Source organism: Rhodobacteraceae bacterium M382, assembly GCA_025141015.1.
Taxonomy (GTDB): Bacteria; Pseudomonadota; Alphaproteobacteria; order Rhodobacterales; family Rhodobacteraceae; genus Aliisedimentitalea; species Aliisedimentitalea scapharcae.
The window spans coordinates 1,635,936-1,654,450 of sequence record CP081098.1; the positions used below are offsets into that span (position 1 = coordinate 1,635,936).

An 18,515-nucleotide genomic window follows, 5' to 3' on the forward strand; every position below is an offset into this window, starting at 1 on the left:
AGCACCGGCCTTTTAGTCGGTCAACACCGGCAGGGGGACTACCGGTGAGACGGGGAGTAAAACTTAGATCGCAAGATATTCAGCGCGCAGCTCTTCGTTCTCCAGAACTTCGGCGGCCGCGCCGTCGAAAACGATGCCACCCGTGTCCAGGATCACGGCCCGGTCGGCCAGCTCCAGCGCACGAACCGCGTTCTGTTCAACGATGACAGTGGTCATGCCCTGTTCCTTGATGTGGATGAGGGTTTTTTCAATCTCGTCCACGATGACAGGTGCGAGACCTTCATAGGGTTCATCCAGCAACAGCACCTTGATGTCACGGGCCAGAGCCCTGGCGATGGCCAGCATCTGCTGTTCGCCCCCGGACAGAGTGATGCCTTCCTGCTTGCGCCGCTCCCCCAGACGGGGAAACAGATCATACAGGCGTTCGATCGACCAACCGATGGGCGGGGCGATTTGGGCCAGTTGCAGGTTCTCTTCGACCGTGAGACCGGGGATAATCCGGCGATCTTCGGGCACGAGGCCCAGCCCGACGGTGGCGGCTTCGTGGCTGGCCATATTGTGCAGCGGTTGGTGATCCAACCAGATCTCGCCGTGTTTGACCTGTGGGTCGCCCAGACGGGCGATGGAGCGCAGGGTTGATGTTTTGCCCGCGCCGTTGCGGCCCAGCAGGGCGAGGATTTCGCCTTCGTGGACGTTAAAGCTGATGCCTTGGACGATATAGCTTTCGCCATAATAGGCATGCAGGTCCCACACCGACAGAAAGGCCGGTGCGGTTGTCGCCTGATTGGCGTTCTTGGAGAAATCGGGTTTTACGTTCATCTGTTTCTCTCCTTACGCCGACTCGCCCAGATACGCTTCGCGCACCTTGGGGTTGCCCTTGATGTTCTGCGGATCGTCTTCGACCAGCGGCGTGCCCTGGGCCAGAACCGTGATCCGATCCGCGAGGCTGAACACCACATGCATGTCGTGTTCGATGATGGCGATGGTGATGTCGCGCTCTTCCTTGATCTGTTTGAGCAGATCAATGGTGTTGTTGGTGTCGGCACGTGCCATTCCGGCAGTGGGTTCGTCCAACAGCAACAGGCGTGGCTCCTGAGACAGGCACATGCCGATTTCCAGACGCCGTTTGTCACCGCGCGACATGGCGGCGGCGTGCATATGCCGTTTGTCTGCCATGTTCATGTCCACCAGCATGGCTTCGGCCTTTTCCAACACGTCCTTTTGTCCGGACACTGACCCGATGGCGTTCAGTTCGAACGCGCCGTCCCGTTTGGCAAAGCAGGGGATCAGCATGTTTTCCATCACTGTCAGATCGCCAAAGATCTCGGGCGTCTGGAACACGCGCGAAATGCCCATCTGATTGATTTCATAGGGCGCACGCCCCAGAACGGATTGACCATCGAACATGACCGACCCGGTGTCTGGGATCAGCTTGCCCACCAGGCAATTCAGCAGGGTGGATTTACCGGCCCCATTGGGGCCGATGATGGCATGAACGGTGTTTTCCTTGACGCTCAGGTTCACGTCACCCAGCGCCTGAAGGCCACCAAACCGTTTGCCCACGTTCTTGACTTCGAGAATTCCCATCGCTCTCGCTCCTTATTCCGCAGGTTCGGTTTTGCCGGATTTGCTGTCTTCGGATTTCCCGCGACCCTTGATCCAGTTTTTGACCTTTTGACCACCTTCAACCAGGCCACCTGGCAGGAAGATCACCACCAGCATGAACAGGATGCCCAAGGTCAGATGCCAGCCCTTGCCGATAAACGGATGCACGACAAAGACCATGAAATCTTCAACTCCGTCAGGCATGAAGGCGAACCACTGATGCAGCACGGTGTCGTTGATCTTGGAGAAGATGTTTTCGAAGTATTTGATAAAGCCAGCGCCCACGACGGGACCGATCAGAGTGCCCGCACCGCCCAGGATAGTCATCAGAACAACTTCGCCCGATGCGGTCCACTGCATGCGCTCGGCACCGGCCAGCGGATCCATCGACGCCATCAGACCACCGGCCAGACCGGCATACATGCCCGAGATGACAAAGGCGGCCAGCGTATACGGACGGGTGTTCAAACCGGTATAGTTCATCCGCTGCTGGTTCGATTTGACTGCCCGCAGCATCATGCCAAATGGCGAACGGAAGATGCGTACCGCCAGATAGAAAGACACAAGCATGATGAGGGCACACAGGTAGTAACCGACATTGAACTGGAACGCCCAGGGACCGACGACCATTTCATAGGTCGACCGCATCTCCAGACCAAACAGGCTGGTGACCGGGATCGACCCATCTGCGGTCTGGGATACACCCAGAACCCGCGGGTCATCCAATGTCAGCTGCAGGCCGGTTTCGCCGTTGGTGATCGGTGTCAGAACCGAATAGGCTAGGTTGAACGACATCTGTGCAAAGGCCAGCGTCAGGATCGAGAAGTAGATCCCCGAGCGGCGCAGGCTGACAAAGCCGATGACGACGGCAAACAGGCCGGCAACGATGACGCTCAGCACGATGGCCGGGATCACGTTCATACCAACCAGCTTGAACATCCAGACCGCCGAATAGGACCCGACACCCAGAAAGGCCGCATGACCAAAGGACAGGTATCCGGTCAGGCCGAAAAGAATGTTGAAGCCGATGGCAAAGATGCCAAAGATCACGAACCGTTGCATCAGGTCGGGATAGCCCGCGTTGAACTGCGCCATGGCGCTGCCCGTGGGGAATGGGTTCAGGATGAAGGGTGCGAACAGCGCCAGACAGGCGACGATGATCAGCAGGGTGGTGTCTTTTTTGTCCAGTCCGAACATTGCTTAATCCTCCATCACGCCTTTGCGGCCCATCAGACCCCGTGGACGGGTGAGCAGAATGATGATTGCGACCACATAGATGATGATCTGGTCGATGCCGGGGATGATCGATTTGACTTCGTTCATCGAGGCAAAACTCTCCAGGACGCCCAGCAGGAAGCCCGCCAGAACCGCTCCGGGCAACGAGCCCATACCGCCGACAACCACCACAACAAAGCTGAGAACCAGGAAGTCCATGCCCATGTGATAATTGGGTGAATTGATAGGCGCATACATCACCCCGGCCAGCCCTGCGACGGCTGCCGCGACCCCGAACATGATGGTGAACCGGCGATCGATGTTGATGCCCAGCAGCCCAACGGTTTCGCGGTCTGCCATGCCAGCCCGTACGACCATGCCAAATGTCGTGAACTGCAAAAAGGCAAACACGCCGCCAATGATCAGGGCCGAAAAGGCGAAATACACCAGGCGCCAGTAGGGATAGATGATCGCGTTGGGGTCAAATCCCAGCATGACACCGAAATCGAACGACCCTTTGAACACGTCCGGCGCGCCGGTAGGGATCGGGTTGGCACCATAGAAATACTTGACCACTTCCTGCAACACGATGGCCAGGCCAAATGTCACGAGAATCTGATCCGCATGGGGACGCTTGTAGAAATGTTTGATCAGGCCACGCTCCATCACATAGCCGATGAACAGCATGACCGGGATGGCGAACAGGATCGCCAATGGCACAGACCAGTCGATTATGGCGGCCCCGGTTTCCGGGCCGAACCAGGATTCGACGTAGGCCGTCTTGACCTTGGCCGGGTTGCCAAGAAAGTCAGTTTTGGTTTCGTCGATTGTTTCAAACGACAGGTTCAGAATGCGTTGAACGGTGACCGCGCAGAAGGCACCGATCATGAACAGGGCCCCGTGGGCAAAGTTCACCACGCCCAGCGTACCGAAAATGAGAGTGAGCCCGAGCGCGATCAGCGCATAGGCAGAGCCCTTGTCGAGCCCGTTTAGAATTTGCAGGAGGATTGCGTCCATGGTCCCCACCTTGGTTGAGGGTCACATGCGCCCTCCTGACCGATCGGCCGGGAGGGCGCTTTGACAATTGGCAGTTCCGAATTCCGGGTCGGAATTCGGACCGGAATTATTGAATAATTCCGGCACCGTTTCGCATTATGCGCCCGAGTTACAGGTACCCAGCGCGCCACCTGCGAACATCGGATGATCCGGTGCATAGGTGACCTGCGAGGCGGGTGTAACTTCGACAACTTCCAGAAGGTCGAACTCGGACGTCGGGTTCTCTTTCCCGCGCACAACCAGAACGTCCTTGAAGCACTGGTGGTCTTCGGCGCGATACAGCGTCTTGCCGTTGCCCAGACCGTCGAATTCATAGCCTTCCAGCGCTTCGACGATGCCACAGGGGTTAAAGGTGCCCGCGCGTTCGGCTGCATCTGCATAAAGCAGAGTCTGGCAGTACACGGTGTGGGCGGCCTGTGACGGCGGGAAGCCGTATTTGGTGCCAAAGGATTTGACGAACGCCTTGGAGGCATCGTCCTGCAGCGACCAGTGCCAGTTGGTGGATCCGTGAATGCCCTTCACGTTTTCACCGGCACCTTTGGCCATCAGGCGCGAATACAGCGGAACAACGATTTCGAACTGTTTGCCGTTGACGATCTTTTCGCGCAGGCCAAACTGAACCGCGTTGGTCAGCGAGTTCACCATGTTGCCGCCATAGTGGTTCAGAACCAGAACATCCGCGCCCGAGTTCAGGACCGGTGCGATATAGGACGAGAAGTCGGTCGCCGCCAGAGGTGTGCGGACCTTGTTCACGGTGTTCCAGCCCAGGGCTTCGGTCGCGGCTGCGATCGATTCTTCCTGGGTCCAGCCCCATGTGTAATCTGCCGTCAGGTGATAGGCGTTCCGGTCGGTGCCATAGAGGTTCTTGAGAACCGGTGCCAGAGCTGCGCCTGACATGTAACCGTTAAAGAAGTGACGGAAACCATTGGCTTTCTTGTCTTTTCCGGTGGTGTCATTCGAGTGTGTCAGGCCGGCCATAAAGATCACGCCAGCTTCCTGGCACAGGCCCTGAACAGCAATCGCAACACCCGAAGAAGAACCGCCGGTGATCATCACCGCACCGTCTTTTTCGATCATCGATTTGGCCGATGCACGGGCTGCGTCGGATTTGGTCTGGGTGTCGCCGGTGACGAATTCGACCTTTTTGCCCAGGATGCCGTTGCCCTGCAACGCCTTGGAGCTAAAGGTGTTCATCATGCCGCCGTCGCCGCCACCATTCAGATGTTCGACTGCGAGTTCGTAAGCGCGCAGTTCGTCGGCACCTTCGTCCGCATAGGGGCCGGTCTGGGGCACGTTAAAGCCCAGGGTAACCGTGCCGCCGGTGGGTTCATTGGTATAAGCAGCCGCAGAAGATGCGGTAAAGATCGTCGGCAGTGCAACACCAGCGCCAGCAAGAGCACCGGTTTTCAGCACACCACGACGGGTGACATCGGATTTTGTCATGAATTCCTCCCATTTCGAAAAACGCGCCATGAGGCTCCTCAACCAACACGGCGCAGACACATGTCTGTGCAAATGCATTATGGGCGCGGGATGTAAAATTGCGCAATAAGGCCCTTGAAAAACACGATAATTTTGTAAATAACTGCACAGGTGTTGGATGGTTTTTGTAAATAAACTTATGTTGCAGCGCAGAAAGCCGTTGAAAACACGTATAATTGAATGAGTGAATACCATGGTGCGTGAAACTCTGACCGGAAGCCGAATTCGCGAACGCCGTCTGATCGCAGGGTTGCGCCAGGCCGATTTGGCGCGGCAGGTGGAAATTTCTGCCTCCTACCTCAATCTCATCGAACACAATCGGCGCAGAATCGGTGGCAAACTTTTGGTGGATATTGCCCAGGTTCTGGGGGTCGAGCCTTCGATGCTGACCGAAGGGGCTGAGGCAGCGCTGATTGCCACCCTGCGCGAAGCCGCCGCAGATGCGGTGTCCCAAGTGGCCGAAACCGACCGTGCTGATGAATTTGCAGGCCGTTTTCCCGGCTGGGCCGAGGTGCTCGCCGGGGAACACCGCCGGGTCGCTTCGTTGGAGCGAACGGTTCAGACGCTTTCGGACCGGTTGACCCATGATCCGCATCTGGCCGCCTCGCTGCACGAGGTGCTGTCCACGGCGGCCGCGATCCGTTCAACCGCATCGATCCTGGCCGAAACCGGCGAGATCGAACCGGAATGGCGGGACCGGTTTCACAAGAACCTGAATGAGGACAGCCTGCGCCTGGCCGAAAGCTCCCGCGCGCTGGTGAATTTTCTGGATGAAAGCGACACAGGTGAAGATCGCCGTGGCGTGCCGCAGGAAGAAGTCGAAGCCTTTTTCCAAGCCCATGATTTTCATTTTCCCGAATTGGAGGGGGCTGGCGGTGACATTGACGCTCTGGTCTCGGGTGCGGTTGAATTGGGGTCTTCGTCGGCCCAGATCATCGCGCGCGCAGCGTTGGCGCAATATGTCGCGGATGCGCAAGAACTGCCGTTGGACCGGTTCCAAAAGGCCCTGGAACAGGTCGGGGTGGACCCGGTCAAATTGGCGGATATCTTTGCCTGTAGCCTGCAAACAGTCTTTCGCAGGCTCGCCGTCATGCCGGCCAGCGTCACCGGGGGCGAAGTCGGGCTGGTGATTTCTGATGGGTCGGGGTCTATCCTGTTTCGTAAACCTGTAACGGATTTTGCCCTGCCCAAATTTGGGGCCTCTTGTCCATTGTGGCCTGTGTTTACTGCCTTTACCCGCCCGAACCTGCCCATTCGGCGACGGGTGTCCCAGGCCGGTCAGACCACGGCCAGCTTTGACTGTCTGGCAATCTGCTGGCCGCGCGAGGCGCTCGATTTTGATCGTGATCCGCTGTATCACGCGGCGATGTTGATCCTGCCGGTGCCGGCGGCCCAAGCGGGGGACCAGCCTGGCCTGCCCGTGGGCAGTTCATGCCGGGTGTGTCCGCGCAAGGAGTGCGGCGCACGACGTGAGCCGTCCATTCTGAGCGAAGAGTTTTGACAGGTCGTCAACCACACGGCTAATCTGCGGGACGGGACAATCAAATATCAGGACCTGACACAACAAGGGTCCGCCGGGGGAGGATGACCAGGGATGAGCCGACGTGTTGTGCTGATCGAAGATGAGCCGAATATCATAGAGGCGATCCGTTTTCTTCTGACCCGGGACGGGTGGCAGGTCGATACCCATTCCAACGGCAGTGATGCAATGGATGTGATCCGGGCTGCACAGCCGGATCTGGTGATCCTGGATGTGATGCTGCCGGGCAAGAATGGCATGGAGATCCTGCGCGACCTGCGCGAGGAAGACAGCTTTAAAACCCTGCCGGTGCTGATGCTGACGGCGCGGGGCCAGGCACGGGACCGGGAAATGGCGGAAAAGGCCGGGGTTAACCGGTTCATGACCAAACCCTTTTCCAATGCCGAGGTCATGGACGCCGTTCGGGATCTGTATGCCCAAGCGCCCCGCCCATGACTGTGCCGGATCGAGACGGCGAACCGCGTGTCGGACAGCCGCGCGTGCAATCTGCGGCGCAACCCAGCAAGGCGCTGTTTCTGGAACATCGTTCGTATCGGCGGCGCCGGTTGATGGATGTGGCCAAGCTGTTGCCGATCCTGGGGTCGGTCCTGTTTCTGGTACCACTGTTCTGGCTGCTGGGCGGGGCGTCGGCCGACCCGGTTCCGACATCGCGGGCGGTTATCTATATCTTTGTGGTCTGGGCCTTGCTCATCTGTGTGAACGCTTTGTTTGGCGTCGCGGTGCGCCGCTGGGCCGAAAGCTGGGTGACGACGCCACAATCGCCTAAGAATACGGCGGACGAGGAGCACGGGTGATGGCGTCGCTCAATCTGCTTGTCGGGGTGTGTTTGGGGTATGTGGTCCTTTTGTTCCTCGTGGCGTTTGCTGCCGACCGTTATGCCGTGCGCGGCGCGGCGGCGCGCTGGTTGCGCTCGCCGCTGATTTATACGCTGTCGCTGTCGATCTACTGTACGGCTTGGACCTTTTACGGGGCCGTCGGGTATGCGGCGCGGTCTGGGCTGGAATTTGTCACCATCTATCTTGGGCCCACTTTGGTCATGGCGGCCTGGTGGTGGGGGCTGCGCAAGCTGATCCGGGTGGGACGCAGTCAGCGGGTCACGTCGATTGCCGACCTGATTTCGTCGCGCTATGGGAAATCCAACCTGCTGGCGATTGGTGTCACCATTCTGGCCGTAGTTGGGGTGACGCCCTATATCGCGCTGCAATTGCAGTCGATCACCCTGTCCTTTGAAATTTTTGCCGAGGCCGACCCCGGAACAAGCTATATGCCGGGGTCCTCGGTGTTCTGGGTTGCGGCGGGGCTGGCCGTGTTTGCCATCCTGTTCGGGACCCGCAATCTGGACGCAAACGAACGCCACCACGGCGTTGTCACGGCCGTCGCTCTCGAAGCGGTGGTGAAGCTGGTGGCGCTGCTGGCCGTGGGGATTTTTGTGGTTTGGGGGCTGGCCGGTGGGGTTACGGAAACTTTGGCGGCGATCGACGCCTCCAAGATTGGTCGCTGGGAGGTTGATGGCACCCGGTGGGTCGGCATCACCTTTTTGTCGGCTGCCGCCTTTTTGTGCCTGCCGCGTATGTTCCAGGTCATGGTGGTCGAGAACGTCGATGAACGCCATCTGCGCATCGCGTCATGGGCCTTTCCGTTGTACTTGCTGCTGATCAGCCTGTTCGTTCTGCCCATTGCCGCAATTGGTCTGGATATTATGCCAGCCTCGGCCAACCCGGACTTGTTCGTTCTGACCATCCCGCTCAGCCAGGGGCAGGAAAAGCTGGCGATGCTGTCGTTTCTCGGCGGTTTCAGTTCTGCGACTTCGATGGTGATCGTCGCAGCCATGGCACTGTCGACCATGGTGTCGAACCATATCGTGATGCCGATCTGGCTGCGCTCGCGCGGGACAGGGGTGTCTGTGTCAGGTGATGTCCGCAATGTAGTCCTGATGGCGCGGCGAATTTCGATCGCCGGTGTGATGGCGTTGGGGTATGTCTATTACACTCTGTCGGGTGGCGGCGCGGCATTGGCCGCCATCGGGTTGATTTCCTTTGCCGGTATTGCCCAGATTCTACCCGCGTTGGTGGGGGGGCTGTTTTGGCGAGGAGCCACCCGCATAGGGGCGCTGGCGGGGTTGAGCACCGGGTTTGGTCTTTGGTTGTTCACCATGTTGTTGCCCAACCTTGGTGGGGCATTGATGCCGGAAACAATCTTGCGCGACGGGTTGTTCGGACTCAGCGGTCTGCGCCCCCAGGCGCTGTTCTGGATCGAGGGGCTGGACCCGACCATTCATGCGGTGATCTGGAGCATGGGGCTGAACACCGCCACGTTCTGTATTGGGTCGTTGCTCAGCTTTCCCAGCCCATTGGAACGCCTGCAGGGGGCGCAATTCGTGAATGTGTTTGAACACTCCACGGGTCCGCGTGGCTGGACAGGATCGGTTGCCCAATCCGAAGATCTGATGATCATGTCCCAGCGTATTCTGGGCGCGGACGAGGCTCAGGCCTTTTTTGCCAAGGAGGCCCAACGTCAAGGCGGGCCGGGCCATCTGCCAGAGCCCACGCCCGGGTTTCTGGAAAATCTGGAGCGCGAACTCAGCGGCTCGGTCGGTGCGGCCGCGGCGCATGCGATGATTGGTCAGATTGTTGGCGGATCGTCCGTGTCGGTCGAAGATCTGTTGGCCGTGGCGGATGAAACCCAGCAGATGCTGGAATATTCCAACCAGCTGGAACAGAAATCGGCCGAATTGTCCCGTACGGCCGGACAACTGCGCGAAGCCAATGAAAAGCTGACCCAGATTTCGTTGCAAAAGGATGCGTTTCTCAGTCAGGTCAGCCACGAATTGCGCACACCGATGACGTCGATCCGGGCGTTTTCTGAAATTCTACGCGACGCAGACGGGTTGGAGATAGATGACCAGATCCGATATTCCACCATCATCCACAGCGAGGCCGTGCGGCTGACCCGGCTGCTGGATGACTTGTTGGATCTCAGTGTGTTGGAAAGCGGTCAGGTTAGCCTGAACATACGACAGGGCGAACTGGGCGATGTGCTGGATCATTCGGTGTCTGCGGCCCTGGCCGGGTCGGATCGACCGTTGACGGTGAGGCGCGACCCCATCGGCGAATCCGTGACGTTGAGCTCGGATCTGGACCGGCTGGCCCAGGTGTTTATCAACGTCATTGCCAATGCTCAGAAATATTGTGATGCGCAGGCACCTGAACTCAGGATCGAAGTGCGTCGGGTTGGGGCCATGGTTTACGTGGATTTTGTCGACAACGGCAGTGGCATTCCGGCGGATGCGCAAAAGATGGTGTTTGAAAAATTCGCCCGTGTCAGTTCGGAAAAGGCTGGTGGTGCAGGGTTGGGGTTGGCGATTTGCCGCGAGATCATGCAGCGTCTGAACGGAGATGTGCAATATCTGAACGGGCAGGGCGGCGGCGCATTTCGCGTCAGCTTGCCGCTCGGGACGCCCTAGGATCACCGCGTTTTCTATTCCGGTGATGGGCCTGAAAATCCTCTGAATTTAAAGACATTCGTAACCAACCGCGGGTTAGATCTGATCCAGGAGGGCTGGATGGTAGGCTGGACCAGAATATGACCGACACCGCGGACAATGATACAGGTCACGACGCAACCGAAACGGTTTTGCGCAGGAAACTGTCTGCGGGCAGGCCCGCGGAAGAACCTTCGGGGGACTCGCGGGCGATTTTGCGGGCTGTGCGGCGGGCCTTGGCCCGTGCGGCCGAAGACTTGTACGACCTGCCCCTGGCGGTGATCGGTGCCAAACAGGCGCTGTGCGCCCCGGATGGGCTGAGCGGTTGCCTGGCCGATGGTCAGCTGTTGCTCCTCCTGGATGGGCCGGATGGGTGTCCAGGAGCGATTGCGATGGATGGTGCGGCTGTAACAGCGGCTATTCAGCAACAAACCATGGGGCAGGTGTCTGGCCCGTCATCCGTCGCACGAAATTATACCGGGACGGATGCGGCCATGATTGCGCCCCTGATCGACGCCATGTTGACCCGGGCTGAACGCAATCTGGGCGAATCGCCCGATCTGCATCAGATCCGGGGGTTTCGGTTCGGGGCGCGGGTTGACGATGTGCGAAGCCTGTCCTTGATGCTCGAGGCAGAAAGATACCTTGTTTTTGAACTGACACTGGATCTGGCTGTTGGTCGCACACAGGGGCACATGTGTTTGATCCTGCCTGACATGCCGGATCTTCCAGAGGAAGAAACCGCTTCTGATGCCCAGCAGGACGTGGCCGATCTGAGCGGCAGCGCTGGTGTGGTCCGGGCTGAATTGTCGGCGGTTCTGACCCGTATGCAATTGTCGCTCGAAGATCTGATGGCGTTGAAACCCGGGAAGGTTCTGCCGCTGGCGGCCGCGACGTTGAATGGTACTGAAATCACTGGAATTGACGGGAGCACGGTGGCGTTTGGACGGCTTGGGCAGGCGGCGGGCGCTCGGGCTGTGCGCCTGCATGCCACCGGGCGACGCCGCATTGTTCGGGATGCAGATCCAGGCGAGTTTGCCGCCCATATCGGCCCCGTTGACCTTCCAGGGCATTCCGGCACCTCTGCGGATGGGGCGGAGGCACCGCAACAGCACTCTGCAAACAAGGTGGTGACGATCGAAACCGCACAGGAGGCGAGCGTTCATTCCGAAGTAGAAGGTACAATCGGAGACACCCTGAACGCACCCATGGACACCGCAGAGGATTTTTCAGTCCTGACACCGGAACAGGTGGCCGCGGAAATTTCAGAACTGGCGGGCTTGGAGGGGGTGAGCCCGAACGGATAGTGCCGTGCTACCGCGGCGCAACGCCCAGGATCTCAGAATACGCAAGAATGGCCCCCTCTAAAAAGTCCAAAGAACAATAGGAGGACCATGCCGATCTGTTGATCAAAGTGGATAGCCACCTGGACCAATGGCTGCTGCGAGCCTACCCCGAGGGCGGCAGTTCATCACCTGCACATCGTCCGGTTCCACGCTGGATCCGCGACGGCGGCAGGACGGGCCGGTGACGGGGGTGTTGCGGTTATCGGCGTTTGGACTGCGCGATATGTTCCAACGCGGGGCGCAACCCATCGAGCTGGAAGCCAGCGCCATGCGTTTTTTCCAGCACGGTGTCCGCGCCCAATTCGGCTGCATGGCCCAGCGCCCAGATCACCGAACACCGGGTTCCCGACGCGCAATAGGCCAAAACCTGTCCTTCGCAGGATTGGATCAGGTCCAGTTGCTTGGCGACATTTTCCGGCGTCATTGTCTGATGAGTAAGCGGCAGGTCCAGAAACTCCAACCCTGCCGCCTCGGCCGCGGCGCGAATGGCGCTGGCCTGATGCGAAGGCGGCACTTCTGCATCGGGTCGGTTGCAGATGATCCGGGTAAACCCGGCGTCAATGATGGCGGGTATGTCCTCGGCCGAGATCTGAGGAGATACAAAATAGCGGGGTGTGATCGAGCGTGCGTCCATGATCGTTTATTAGGCTTTTGCTGCCATTTGGTCCAGTGCCGTTGCAACCCGGGGGGCTGCCAGCATTCCGGCCAGCATTGCCACCATGAACAGCGCGCCCTGCCAACCGCCATAGGAAAGCGATGCGATCGCTGGCCCAGGGCACAGCCCGGCCAATCCCCACCCCATGCCAAACATCACCGACCCAGTGATCAACCGGTGGTCCAATTCGGGACGGGGCAGGTCGGGGAATTCACCTCCAACCAGCGGCGCGCGCCCAGGGACCAGCCGCCAGGCGACGAACATCGGAATGATTGCCCCCCCCATGACAAAGGCCAACGTCGGGTCCCAGTCTCCAAAAACATCCAACCAACCCTGAACCTTGGTGGTGTCTGTCATGCCTGACACGAACAACCCGGCACCGAACAGGCCACCGGCGAGAAACGATATCATTGCCCGCATCAGATCAGCCCCCACACGTGACGCAACAGCGCCAGAGTCAATCCACCGGCCAGAATATAGAATACCGTGGCCACAACCCCGCGCAGCGACAGCCGCGAAATCCCACAAACTCCGTGTCCCGACGTACAGCCATTGGCAATCCGTGTCCCGATGCCCACCAGCAACCCGGCTGCAATGATCACGGTCACGTTTGAGGTTATATGGGTGTCAATCTCAACCGCATAGAGCGGCCAGAGAACCAAGGGGAGGATCATGACACCAGCCAGAAACGCCATCCGTTCCAACCACGAGTTACGTCCGGTTCCGTCTATCAGGCCGCCCAAAATACCGCTGGCCCCCATGATGCGACCGTTGCCCAACAAATAGACCGCGCCGCCACAGCCAATCAGCATTCCGCCGACCAGCCCCCAAATCCAGTCCATTTCCATATATTTATCCCCCCGGATGTTCGCGCGTTATGTTTGAATTCAGATCTTGTTTACCGGAAGCTTCAGAAACACATCCCCCTGCTCATCCGGCTCGGGCATCTGGCCTGCTCGCATGTTCACTTGCAGGGATGGCAGAATCAGACGCGGCATTCCCAGCGTTGCGTCGCGGGCATCGCGCATGGCCACGAATTCGGCGATGGGACGGCCTTGGCCAATGTGAATGTTCAGCGCCTTTTGCTCGCCCACTGTGGTTTCCCAGGCGAATTCATTGCGCCCGGGTGCCTTGTAGTCGTGACCGACAAAAATTCGGGTGTCGTCGGGAAGGCTCAGGATTTTCTGGATCGATTCATACAACATTTCCGACGATCCACCTGGGAAATCGCACCGTGCGGTACCAAAATCAGGCATGAAAAGCGTATCGCCAACAAAGGCTGCGTCGCCGATCACATAGGTCAGGCAGGCGGGGGTGTGGCCGGGAGTGTGCAGCACTTCGGCGCGCATCTGTCCGATATGCAGGCTGTCGCCATCCACGAACAATGCATCGAACTGGCTGCCATCGCGTTGAAACCGGGTGCCTTCGTTGAACACCTTGCCGAATGTATCCTGGACAACGGTGATGTTCTTGCCGATCCCGATCTTGCCGCCGATCTCTTCTTGTATATAGGGGGCGGCAGACAGATGGTCGGCGTGCACATGGCTCTCCAGGATCCACGCGACCTTGAACCCTTGTTCCCGGACATAGGCGATGATCCGGTCGGCCGACTTGGTGTCAGTCCGCCCTGACGCCTGATCGAAATCCAGAACGGAATCAATGATCGCACAGGTGCTGCCGTTTGGTTCGCTCGCGACATAGGAAACGGTGTTGGTGGCGTCGTCAAAGAATGCGTGGACCTTGGGTGTCATTGAGGGCTCCTTAACTATCCCAGAAATTTACATGCAAAAAACACAATATATCAAGCCTGGATTTAATCTGTTGACGCAAATCAAGGCAAGACTCGGAGGGATGCTTCAAAATCATGCAGGAAGCCTCTCCAACACCTACGTTAACAGGAAATTAACAAAAATTGGTGAGGCATGGGTAAACGGTAGGTGATCATTTAACTTCTGTCACATGGACGCGTTAGCATGTGATCTTACCAAGGGCAATTCAGGGGAGGATTGAGACATGTCCAATCAGGAACTAATCAAAGTTGCTGAACATCTGGAACAACGGATCGACGGGGCGACCAGCGCAATGCGTTTGGCGTTGCAGCCGGAATTCACAAGAACATTGGACCGGATGCGTGATGCCGGGGTCAAGATCCCTTTGCGGTTGAAGCGGTTGGACGAAATCCTGTGTGAAGAAGCCGTCGAAGACAGTTTCGATAACATGCCCGTCTAATCGGTGCCCGGACTGATCTGTGCCCGGTCTGATTTGTGGCCGGACTGCAGGGACAGGGTGGTTTTGTGACAGGGGGTTTTTCTGGGGGCGGGACGGCTGTTACCCCAGAGAAATTCCCAGAATTACCATCATCAAACCCAGAACAGACAGCGCCAGCGCCCCAAGGTTATAGGGCAGAACGGCCTGAACAGCCGCCCGCAATTCGTCATCCGACAGATTTTGGCGGCGGGCAGATGCCACACGCAAGATGCACCAGACCAACCCGGCCAGCCCGGTGACCGACAGGCCTGCGCCGGCCCAAACGAGAATATCGAACATATTGATCTCCTAACGGTGGCAGATACCCGCAGTGCGCCTAGCCGATTGGGTCACTGCGTGCAAGATGGCGCGCAGTCCCGCATTCCCTGCTTGCGGCGCGACGCGCGGCCTTGTATCCCGCAAAACCAGCCGAAATTCATTTGTGACCCTGGAGACCTTCATGGACGTGACCGAAGATACCAAAAGCGACAGCTATCGCGTGACCGCAGGCGAATTGCGCCAGTTTGTCGAGCGGATGGAACGGTTGGAGGTGGAAAAGAAGGACATTGCCGACCAGCAAAAAGAGGTTATGGCCGAAGCCAAGGGGCGCGGGTATGACACCAAGGTCCTGCGCAAGGTGATTGCACTGCGCAAGCGCGACAAGGACGACATTGCCGAAGAAGAGGCCGTTCTGGAAATGTACAAGGAAGCGCTGGGTATGGACTGACCCAGTTCACGATTCCACGTCAAAGGGCACCCCGACGGTGCCCTTTTTTGTTTTTGGCGCGATTTAGAACTCCCAGGGGAACTGGTCCAGACGCTGAGGACCTTCAGGTGTCACCAGAACCTGAGTTTCCAGCTTTATCGATTCTGATCCCGCCTCGCCGATCAAGCTTTCGATGCAGATCACCATATTTTCTTCGATGTGCCCCCCGTGCGCCCCGTCAAAGTCCGGGTGCAACGGAATCACCGGCCATTCGTCCGCCATGCCCACACCATGGGCAGCCAACGAATAGCGATAGGGCACATAGGCGTCCGGGATCTGCCAGCTCTTGGCGTTGAATTCGGCAAAGCTCAGCCCCGGTTGCAACAGTGCCAGGTTATGGTCGATCTGGTCGCGGGCCGCGCTGTACAGCCGTTTTTGCGTGTCATTCATCGGCGTATACCCGCACGTCCAACTGCGTGACAGATCCGCGCAATAGCCGTAGGGGCCGATCATGTCGGTGTCAAAGCTGATCATTTCACCCGGCTGGCATTCCCGGTCCGAACATTCCTTGTACCAGGGGTTGGTATTGGGGCCGCAAGTCAACAGCTTGGTCTCCAGCCACTCACCGCCGGAGCGTGCGTTTTCGAAATGCAGATGCGCCCAGAGTTCGCGTTCAGTGACGCCGGGCACCGAATGTTCGTAAATGCGCGCCATTCCAGCCTCGCACACCCGGATGGTCCAGCGCATCAGCGCGATTTCGTCAGCGGATTTGATCGCACGGGCGGTTTCGGTAATCTGTCCACCATCCAGGATCTGAACACCGCGCTGGGTCAGCGCGTGAACCCCTTCGGGCTCCATCCGGTCCACGCCCAACCGCATATTTCCGCCGCCGTATTGGCGCAGAAGATCGCTGATTTCATCGGCCCAAGGGGCAAGCCGTGCCCCCGCCTGATCGCCTGCACACATGAACATCCATCCGATGGCGGTGCGGATTTCATCAATGCCGGGCAAGCCGTCGTTCAGATGTTCGCAGTCCTTGAACTCGAACATGATGCCCGGCCCGTTGGCCAGGATCAGCGCGTAACGGATCGGATTATGCGCAGTCCAGATCGACATGTTGGAGCAATCAAACGCATAGCGAATGTTGACGGGATCATACAGCAGCAACCCCGCCACATCCTGACGCGCCATTTCTGCGCGCAGACGTCCCAGCCGATAATCGCGCGCGCGGTCCAGAACATCCAGCGACAGCGGCGATTTCAACGGTTTATCGGCACCATCGGCGTTCAGAAAAACACGTTTACGCTCGTCCTTGAAAATACTCAGTTCCGTCATGCTGCGCGTCCATAAAAGCCGATCTGGTCCTTGGGGGTGAACGTCACGCCGGGGCGATCAAAAAAGGAAAAGACCGCAATCACACGGGGCGTCTCACCCTTGACGGTGCCGACGCGGTGGGGGGTGTTCTTGCCGCGAAAAATATTCAGAGTTCCCGGGCTGAGTGTGATGGATTGCACGTCGGGATCATCACCGCGCAACATCCGGGCCACGCCGTCGTAGTTGGGGTCATCGTCGCTGCGAAGGCCGGTGCGATAGATGAATTCACCGCCCTGATCCGGGGCTTGCATCAACATGGTGGTGGTGAATTCAGAGCGATCAAAATGCCAGTTCAACTCCTGGCCTTCGCAATACGACATCACATTCACCCGCGCCAAAGGGTCGGACATGGTGAACAAATCTTCCTTGCCCATGGTCGCGGCCATGAAGGTGGCAAACTCGGGCCAGTCGTACAGGCGCAACAGCGCAGAACCGCCCAGTTGATCGGCGCAGAGCGTCAAATTCGAGGTCTTGAACCGGGTCAGGGCCGGATGGTCGTCTGCCAGGCCGTCGATCTTGTCCTGAAAATAGATATTGTGGTCGCGTTCGTGGCGAAAGCTTTGGGTTGCGAAACTGGGAGACAGGGATTTGGCGGTTTTCTGGGCCACATTTGGGTGCATCAGTTCGTGCAGATTGAACATTCCGTCTCGCTCCAGATCGGTTCGGCAGCGATCGACCAAATCCTGCCACTCGGGGCTGCCGGGACGGTCCAGCGGGAATTGATCCAGATCCAGTATGTCGCGCATGTCTTTCTCCTTGGGGTGAAACCTGAGGTGTGCCGAGATGGACTGTGCCCACAGCACTTGCAGCTCACCACCATAATTATTCTTGGCGACCATAAGAATTTCTTGCACTGTGTCGCCATGAAGCTTCCTCCTCTCAACGCTTTGCGCGCTTTTGAAAGCGCGGCCCGCACAGGGAGCTTTTCCGCTGCCGGGGCTGAACTGGGTGTCACGTCTGCCGCTGTGTCCATGCAGGTACGCAATCTCGAAGACTGGCTGGGGCTCAAGCTGTTTGCCCGGCGGGCCAATCAGATTCGTCTGACGGATGCGGGGCGGGAATACTATATGAATGCGGCCAGCGCGCTGACCGACATCGCCGGGTTTACCCAGGCGCTGACCGAAGGCGAGGCGCGCCAACCATTGGTGATTGCCGCCACGCCGGCACTGGCACAATTCTGGTTGCCGGACCGGTTGCAAGTCTTTCGAGGGATGCGCCCTGATGTACCGGTGCACATCCGTACCGAAACCGACCTTGTCGATCTGGACCCGGCCGGAGTGGATGTGTTGCTGACCTATGGCGGGGAGCATCCGGATTATCGCATTCGGACCCTGTTCTCTGACAGATTGATCCCGGTGGCTGCCACGCCTGACATTGACCTGGCTAACGCTCCGCTGATTGATGTGGATTGGGGAATGTCGGTGCGGTCGGTCCCGCGCTGGGCACAGTTCGTGACAACACACGGTTTGAACAGAACGGACCCGATTGCCCTGGTGGCACCATCGGTGCCTGTGGCCGTGTCGATGGTGCGGGCCGGGATGGGGGTCGCGCTGTTGCCGCAAACCGTGTTGGCGCAGCAGATCAAATCGAAATCCGTGTTCCCGGTCACGGATTTGTCCCTGCCGATGCCGCGACCCTATGTCATGGTCATGGCGAACTATAAAACGCGGTCCCGGCGTCTTCAGGACCTTGCGGGAGCGCTGGGCGTCCTTTAAGCGGCCAAAGCTGCCGCATTTGGCTAATCCATTTTGTGTTTTATGACGTATCAGTCTATGAAGGGGATCTGCTGTCTGCATTGATAATTGATG

General features: G+C 58.4%; 20 protein-coding genes. 8 read left to right on the forward strand and 12 right to left on the reverse strand.

Annotation, left to right across the window (positions count from 1 at the left end; all coding sequences use genetic code 11):
* Nucleotides 1-63: 63 nt before the first annotated feature.
* From K3727_07475 to K3727_07495, 5 genes are all read right to left on the reverse strand, one after another.
* Nucleotides 64-819, reverse strand: a complete 756-nt coding sequence (locus K3727_07475) for an ABC transporter ATP-binding protein (GenBank protein ID UWQ92609.1) — start codon at nucleotides 817-819, stop codon at nucleotides 64-66.
* 12 nt (nucleotides 820-831) lie between these two features.
* Complete coding sequence (locus K3727_07480) at nucleotides 832-1,587, reverse strand: ABC transporter ATP-binding protein (protein UWQ92610.1); 756 nt, start codon at nucleotides 1,585-1,587, stop codon at nucleotides 832-834.
* 12 nt (nucleotides 1,588-1,599) lie between these two features.
* A complete protein-coding gene (locus tag K3727_07485) occupies nucleotides 1,600-2,802 on the reverse strand; it encodes a branched-chain amino acid ABC transporter permease (protein UWQ92611.1) in 1,203 nt (400 codons plus the stop codon).
* Nucleotides 2,803-2,805: 3 nt separating this feature from the next.
* Nucleotides 2,806-3,837: a branched-chain amino acid ABC transporter permease gene (locus K3727_07490; protein UWQ92612.1), complete on the reverse strand. Its 1,032-nt coding sequence runs from the start codon at nucleotides 3,835-3,837 to the stop codon at nucleotides 2,806-2,808.
* Nucleotides 3,838-3,972: 135 nt separating this feature from the next.
* Entirely contained in the window at nucleotides 3,973-5,319 is a 1,347-nt protein-coding gene (locus tag K3727_07495) for a substrate-binding protein (protein ID UWQ92613.1), read from the reverse strand.
* A gap of 232 nt (nucleotides 5,320-5,551) precedes the next feature.
* Here K3727_07495 and K3727_07500 point away from each other — a divergent pair, with 232 nt between their 5' ends.
* The 5 genes from K3727_07500 (at nucleotide 5,552) to K3727_07520 (ending at nucleotide 11,686) form a co-directional block, all read left to right on the forward strand.
* Nucleotides 5,552-6,859, forward strand: a complete 1,308-nt coding sequence (locus tag K3727_07500) for a short-chain fatty acyl-CoA regulator family protein (protein UWQ92614.1) — start codon at nucleotides 5,552-5,554, stop codon at nucleotides 6,857-6,859.
* 93 nt (nucleotides 6,860-6,952) lie between these two features.
* Nucleotides 6,953-7,333, forward strand: coding sequence for a response regulator (locus K3727_07505; protein ID UWQ92615.1), 381 nt, complete (start codon nucleotides 6,953-6,955; stop codon nucleotides 7,331-7,333).
* A gap of 44 nt (nucleotides 7,334-7,377) precedes the next feature.
* On the forward strand, nucleotides 7,378-7,692 hold the full coding sequence (locus K3727_07510) for a hypothetical protein (GenBank protein ID UWQ93309.1): 315 nt from the start codon (nucleotides 7,378-7,380) through the stop codon (nucleotides 7,690-7,692).
* Entirely contained in the window at nucleotides 7,692-10,361 is a 2,670-nt protein-coding gene (locus tag K3727_07515) for a sensor histidine kinase (GenBank protein ID UWQ92616.1), read from the forward strand. Before K3727_07510 ends, K3727_07515 begins: the two co-directional genes overlap by 1 nt.
* Nucleotides 10,362-10,480: 119 nt before the next feature.
* Nucleotides 10,481-11,686 carry a FliM/FliN family flagellar motor C-terminal domain-containing protein gene (locus K3727_07520; protein UWQ92617.1) on the forward strand — a complete coding sequence of 402 codons (1,206 nt, stop codon included), beginning with the start codon at nucleotides 10,481-10,483 and terminating at the stop codon, nucleotides 11,684-11,686.
* A gap of 238 nt (nucleotides 11,687-11,924) precedes the next feature.
* Here the strand turns inward: K3727_07520 and K3727_07525 are convergent, their stop codons facing one another.
* From K3727_07525 to K3727_07540, 4 genes are read right to left on the reverse strand one after another with little or no spacing between them, the layout of a single operon-like run.
* Entirely contained in the window at nucleotides 11,925-12,359 is a 435-nt protein-coding gene (locus K3727_07525; protein UWQ92618.1) for a TIGR01244 family phosphatase, read from the reverse strand.
* Between the two features lie 9 nt (nucleotides 12,360-12,368).
* A complete protein-coding gene (locus tag K3727_07530; GenBank protein UWQ92619.1) occupies nucleotides 12,369-12,800 on the reverse strand; it encodes a hypothetical protein in 432 nt (143 codons plus the stop codon).
* Nucleotides 12,800-13,228, reverse strand: a complete 429-nt coding sequence (locus K3727_07535) for a YeeE/YedE family protein (protein UWQ92620.1) — start codon at nucleotides 13,226-13,228, stop codon at nucleotides 12,800-12,802. Before K3727_07535 ends, K3727_07530 begins: the two co-directional genes overlap by 1 nt.
* A gap of 39 nt (nucleotides 13,229-13,267) precedes the next feature.
* Nucleotides 13,268-14,131, reverse strand: a complete 864-nt coding sequence (locus tag K3727_07540) for an MBL fold metallo-hydrolase (protein UWQ92621.1) — start codon at nucleotides 14,129-14,131, stop codon at nucleotides 13,268-13,270.
* A gap of 262 nt (nucleotides 14,132-14,393) precedes the next feature.
* Between K3727_07540 and K3727_07545 the strand changes: the two genes are divergently transcribed.
* Nucleotides 14,394-14,609, forward strand: a complete 216-nt coding sequence (locus K3727_07545) for a hypothetical protein (GenBank protein ID UWQ92622.1) — start codon at nucleotides 14,394-14,396, stop codon at nucleotides 14,607-14,609.
* A gap of 99 nt (nucleotides 14,610-14,708) precedes the next feature.
* Here K3727_07545 and K3727_07550 read toward each other — a convergent pair whose 3' ends face one another.
* A complete protein-coding gene (locus K3727_07550; protein UWQ92623.1) occupies nucleotides 14,709-14,927 on the reverse strand; it encodes a hypothetical protein in 219 nt (72 codons plus the stop codon).
* A 160-nt stretch (nucleotides 14,928-15,087) separates the two neighbouring features.
* On the opposite strand from K3727_07550, the gene K3727_07555 reads away from it, so the two are divergent.
* On the forward strand, nucleotides 15,088-15,354 hold the full coding sequence (locus K3727_07555; protein UWQ92624.1) for a DUF2312 domain-containing protein: 267 nt from the start codon (nucleotides 15,088-15,090) through the stop codon (nucleotides 15,352-15,354).
* A gap of 63 nt (nucleotides 15,355-15,417) precedes the next feature.
* Here the strand turns inward: K3727_07555 and K3727_07560 are convergent, their stop codons facing one another.
* A complete protein-coding gene (locus K3727_07560; GenBank protein ID UWQ92625.1) occupies nucleotides 15,418-16,668 on the reverse strand; it encodes a Xaa-Pro peptidase family protein in 1,251 nt (416 codons plus the stop codon).
* Nucleotides 16,665-17,453, reverse strand: a complete 789-nt coding sequence (locus K3727_07565) for a 2OG-Fe(II) oxygenase (GenBank protein UWQ92626.1) — start codon at nucleotides 17,451-17,453, stop codon at nucleotides 16,665-16,667. The genes K3727_07560 and K3727_07565 overlap by 4 nt, the downstream gene beginning before the upstream one ends.
* A 117-nt stretch (nucleotides 17,454-17,570) precedes the next feature.
* Here K3727_07565 and K3727_07570 point away from each other — a divergent pair, with 117 nt between their 5' ends.
* Nucleotides 17,571-18,422, forward strand: a complete 852-nt coding sequence (locus K3727_07570; protein UWQ92627.1) for a LysR family transcriptional regulator — start codon at nucleotides 17,571-17,573, stop codon at nucleotides 18,420-18,422.
* The last annotated feature ends 93 nt before the right edge of the window (nucleotides 18,423-18,515 follow it).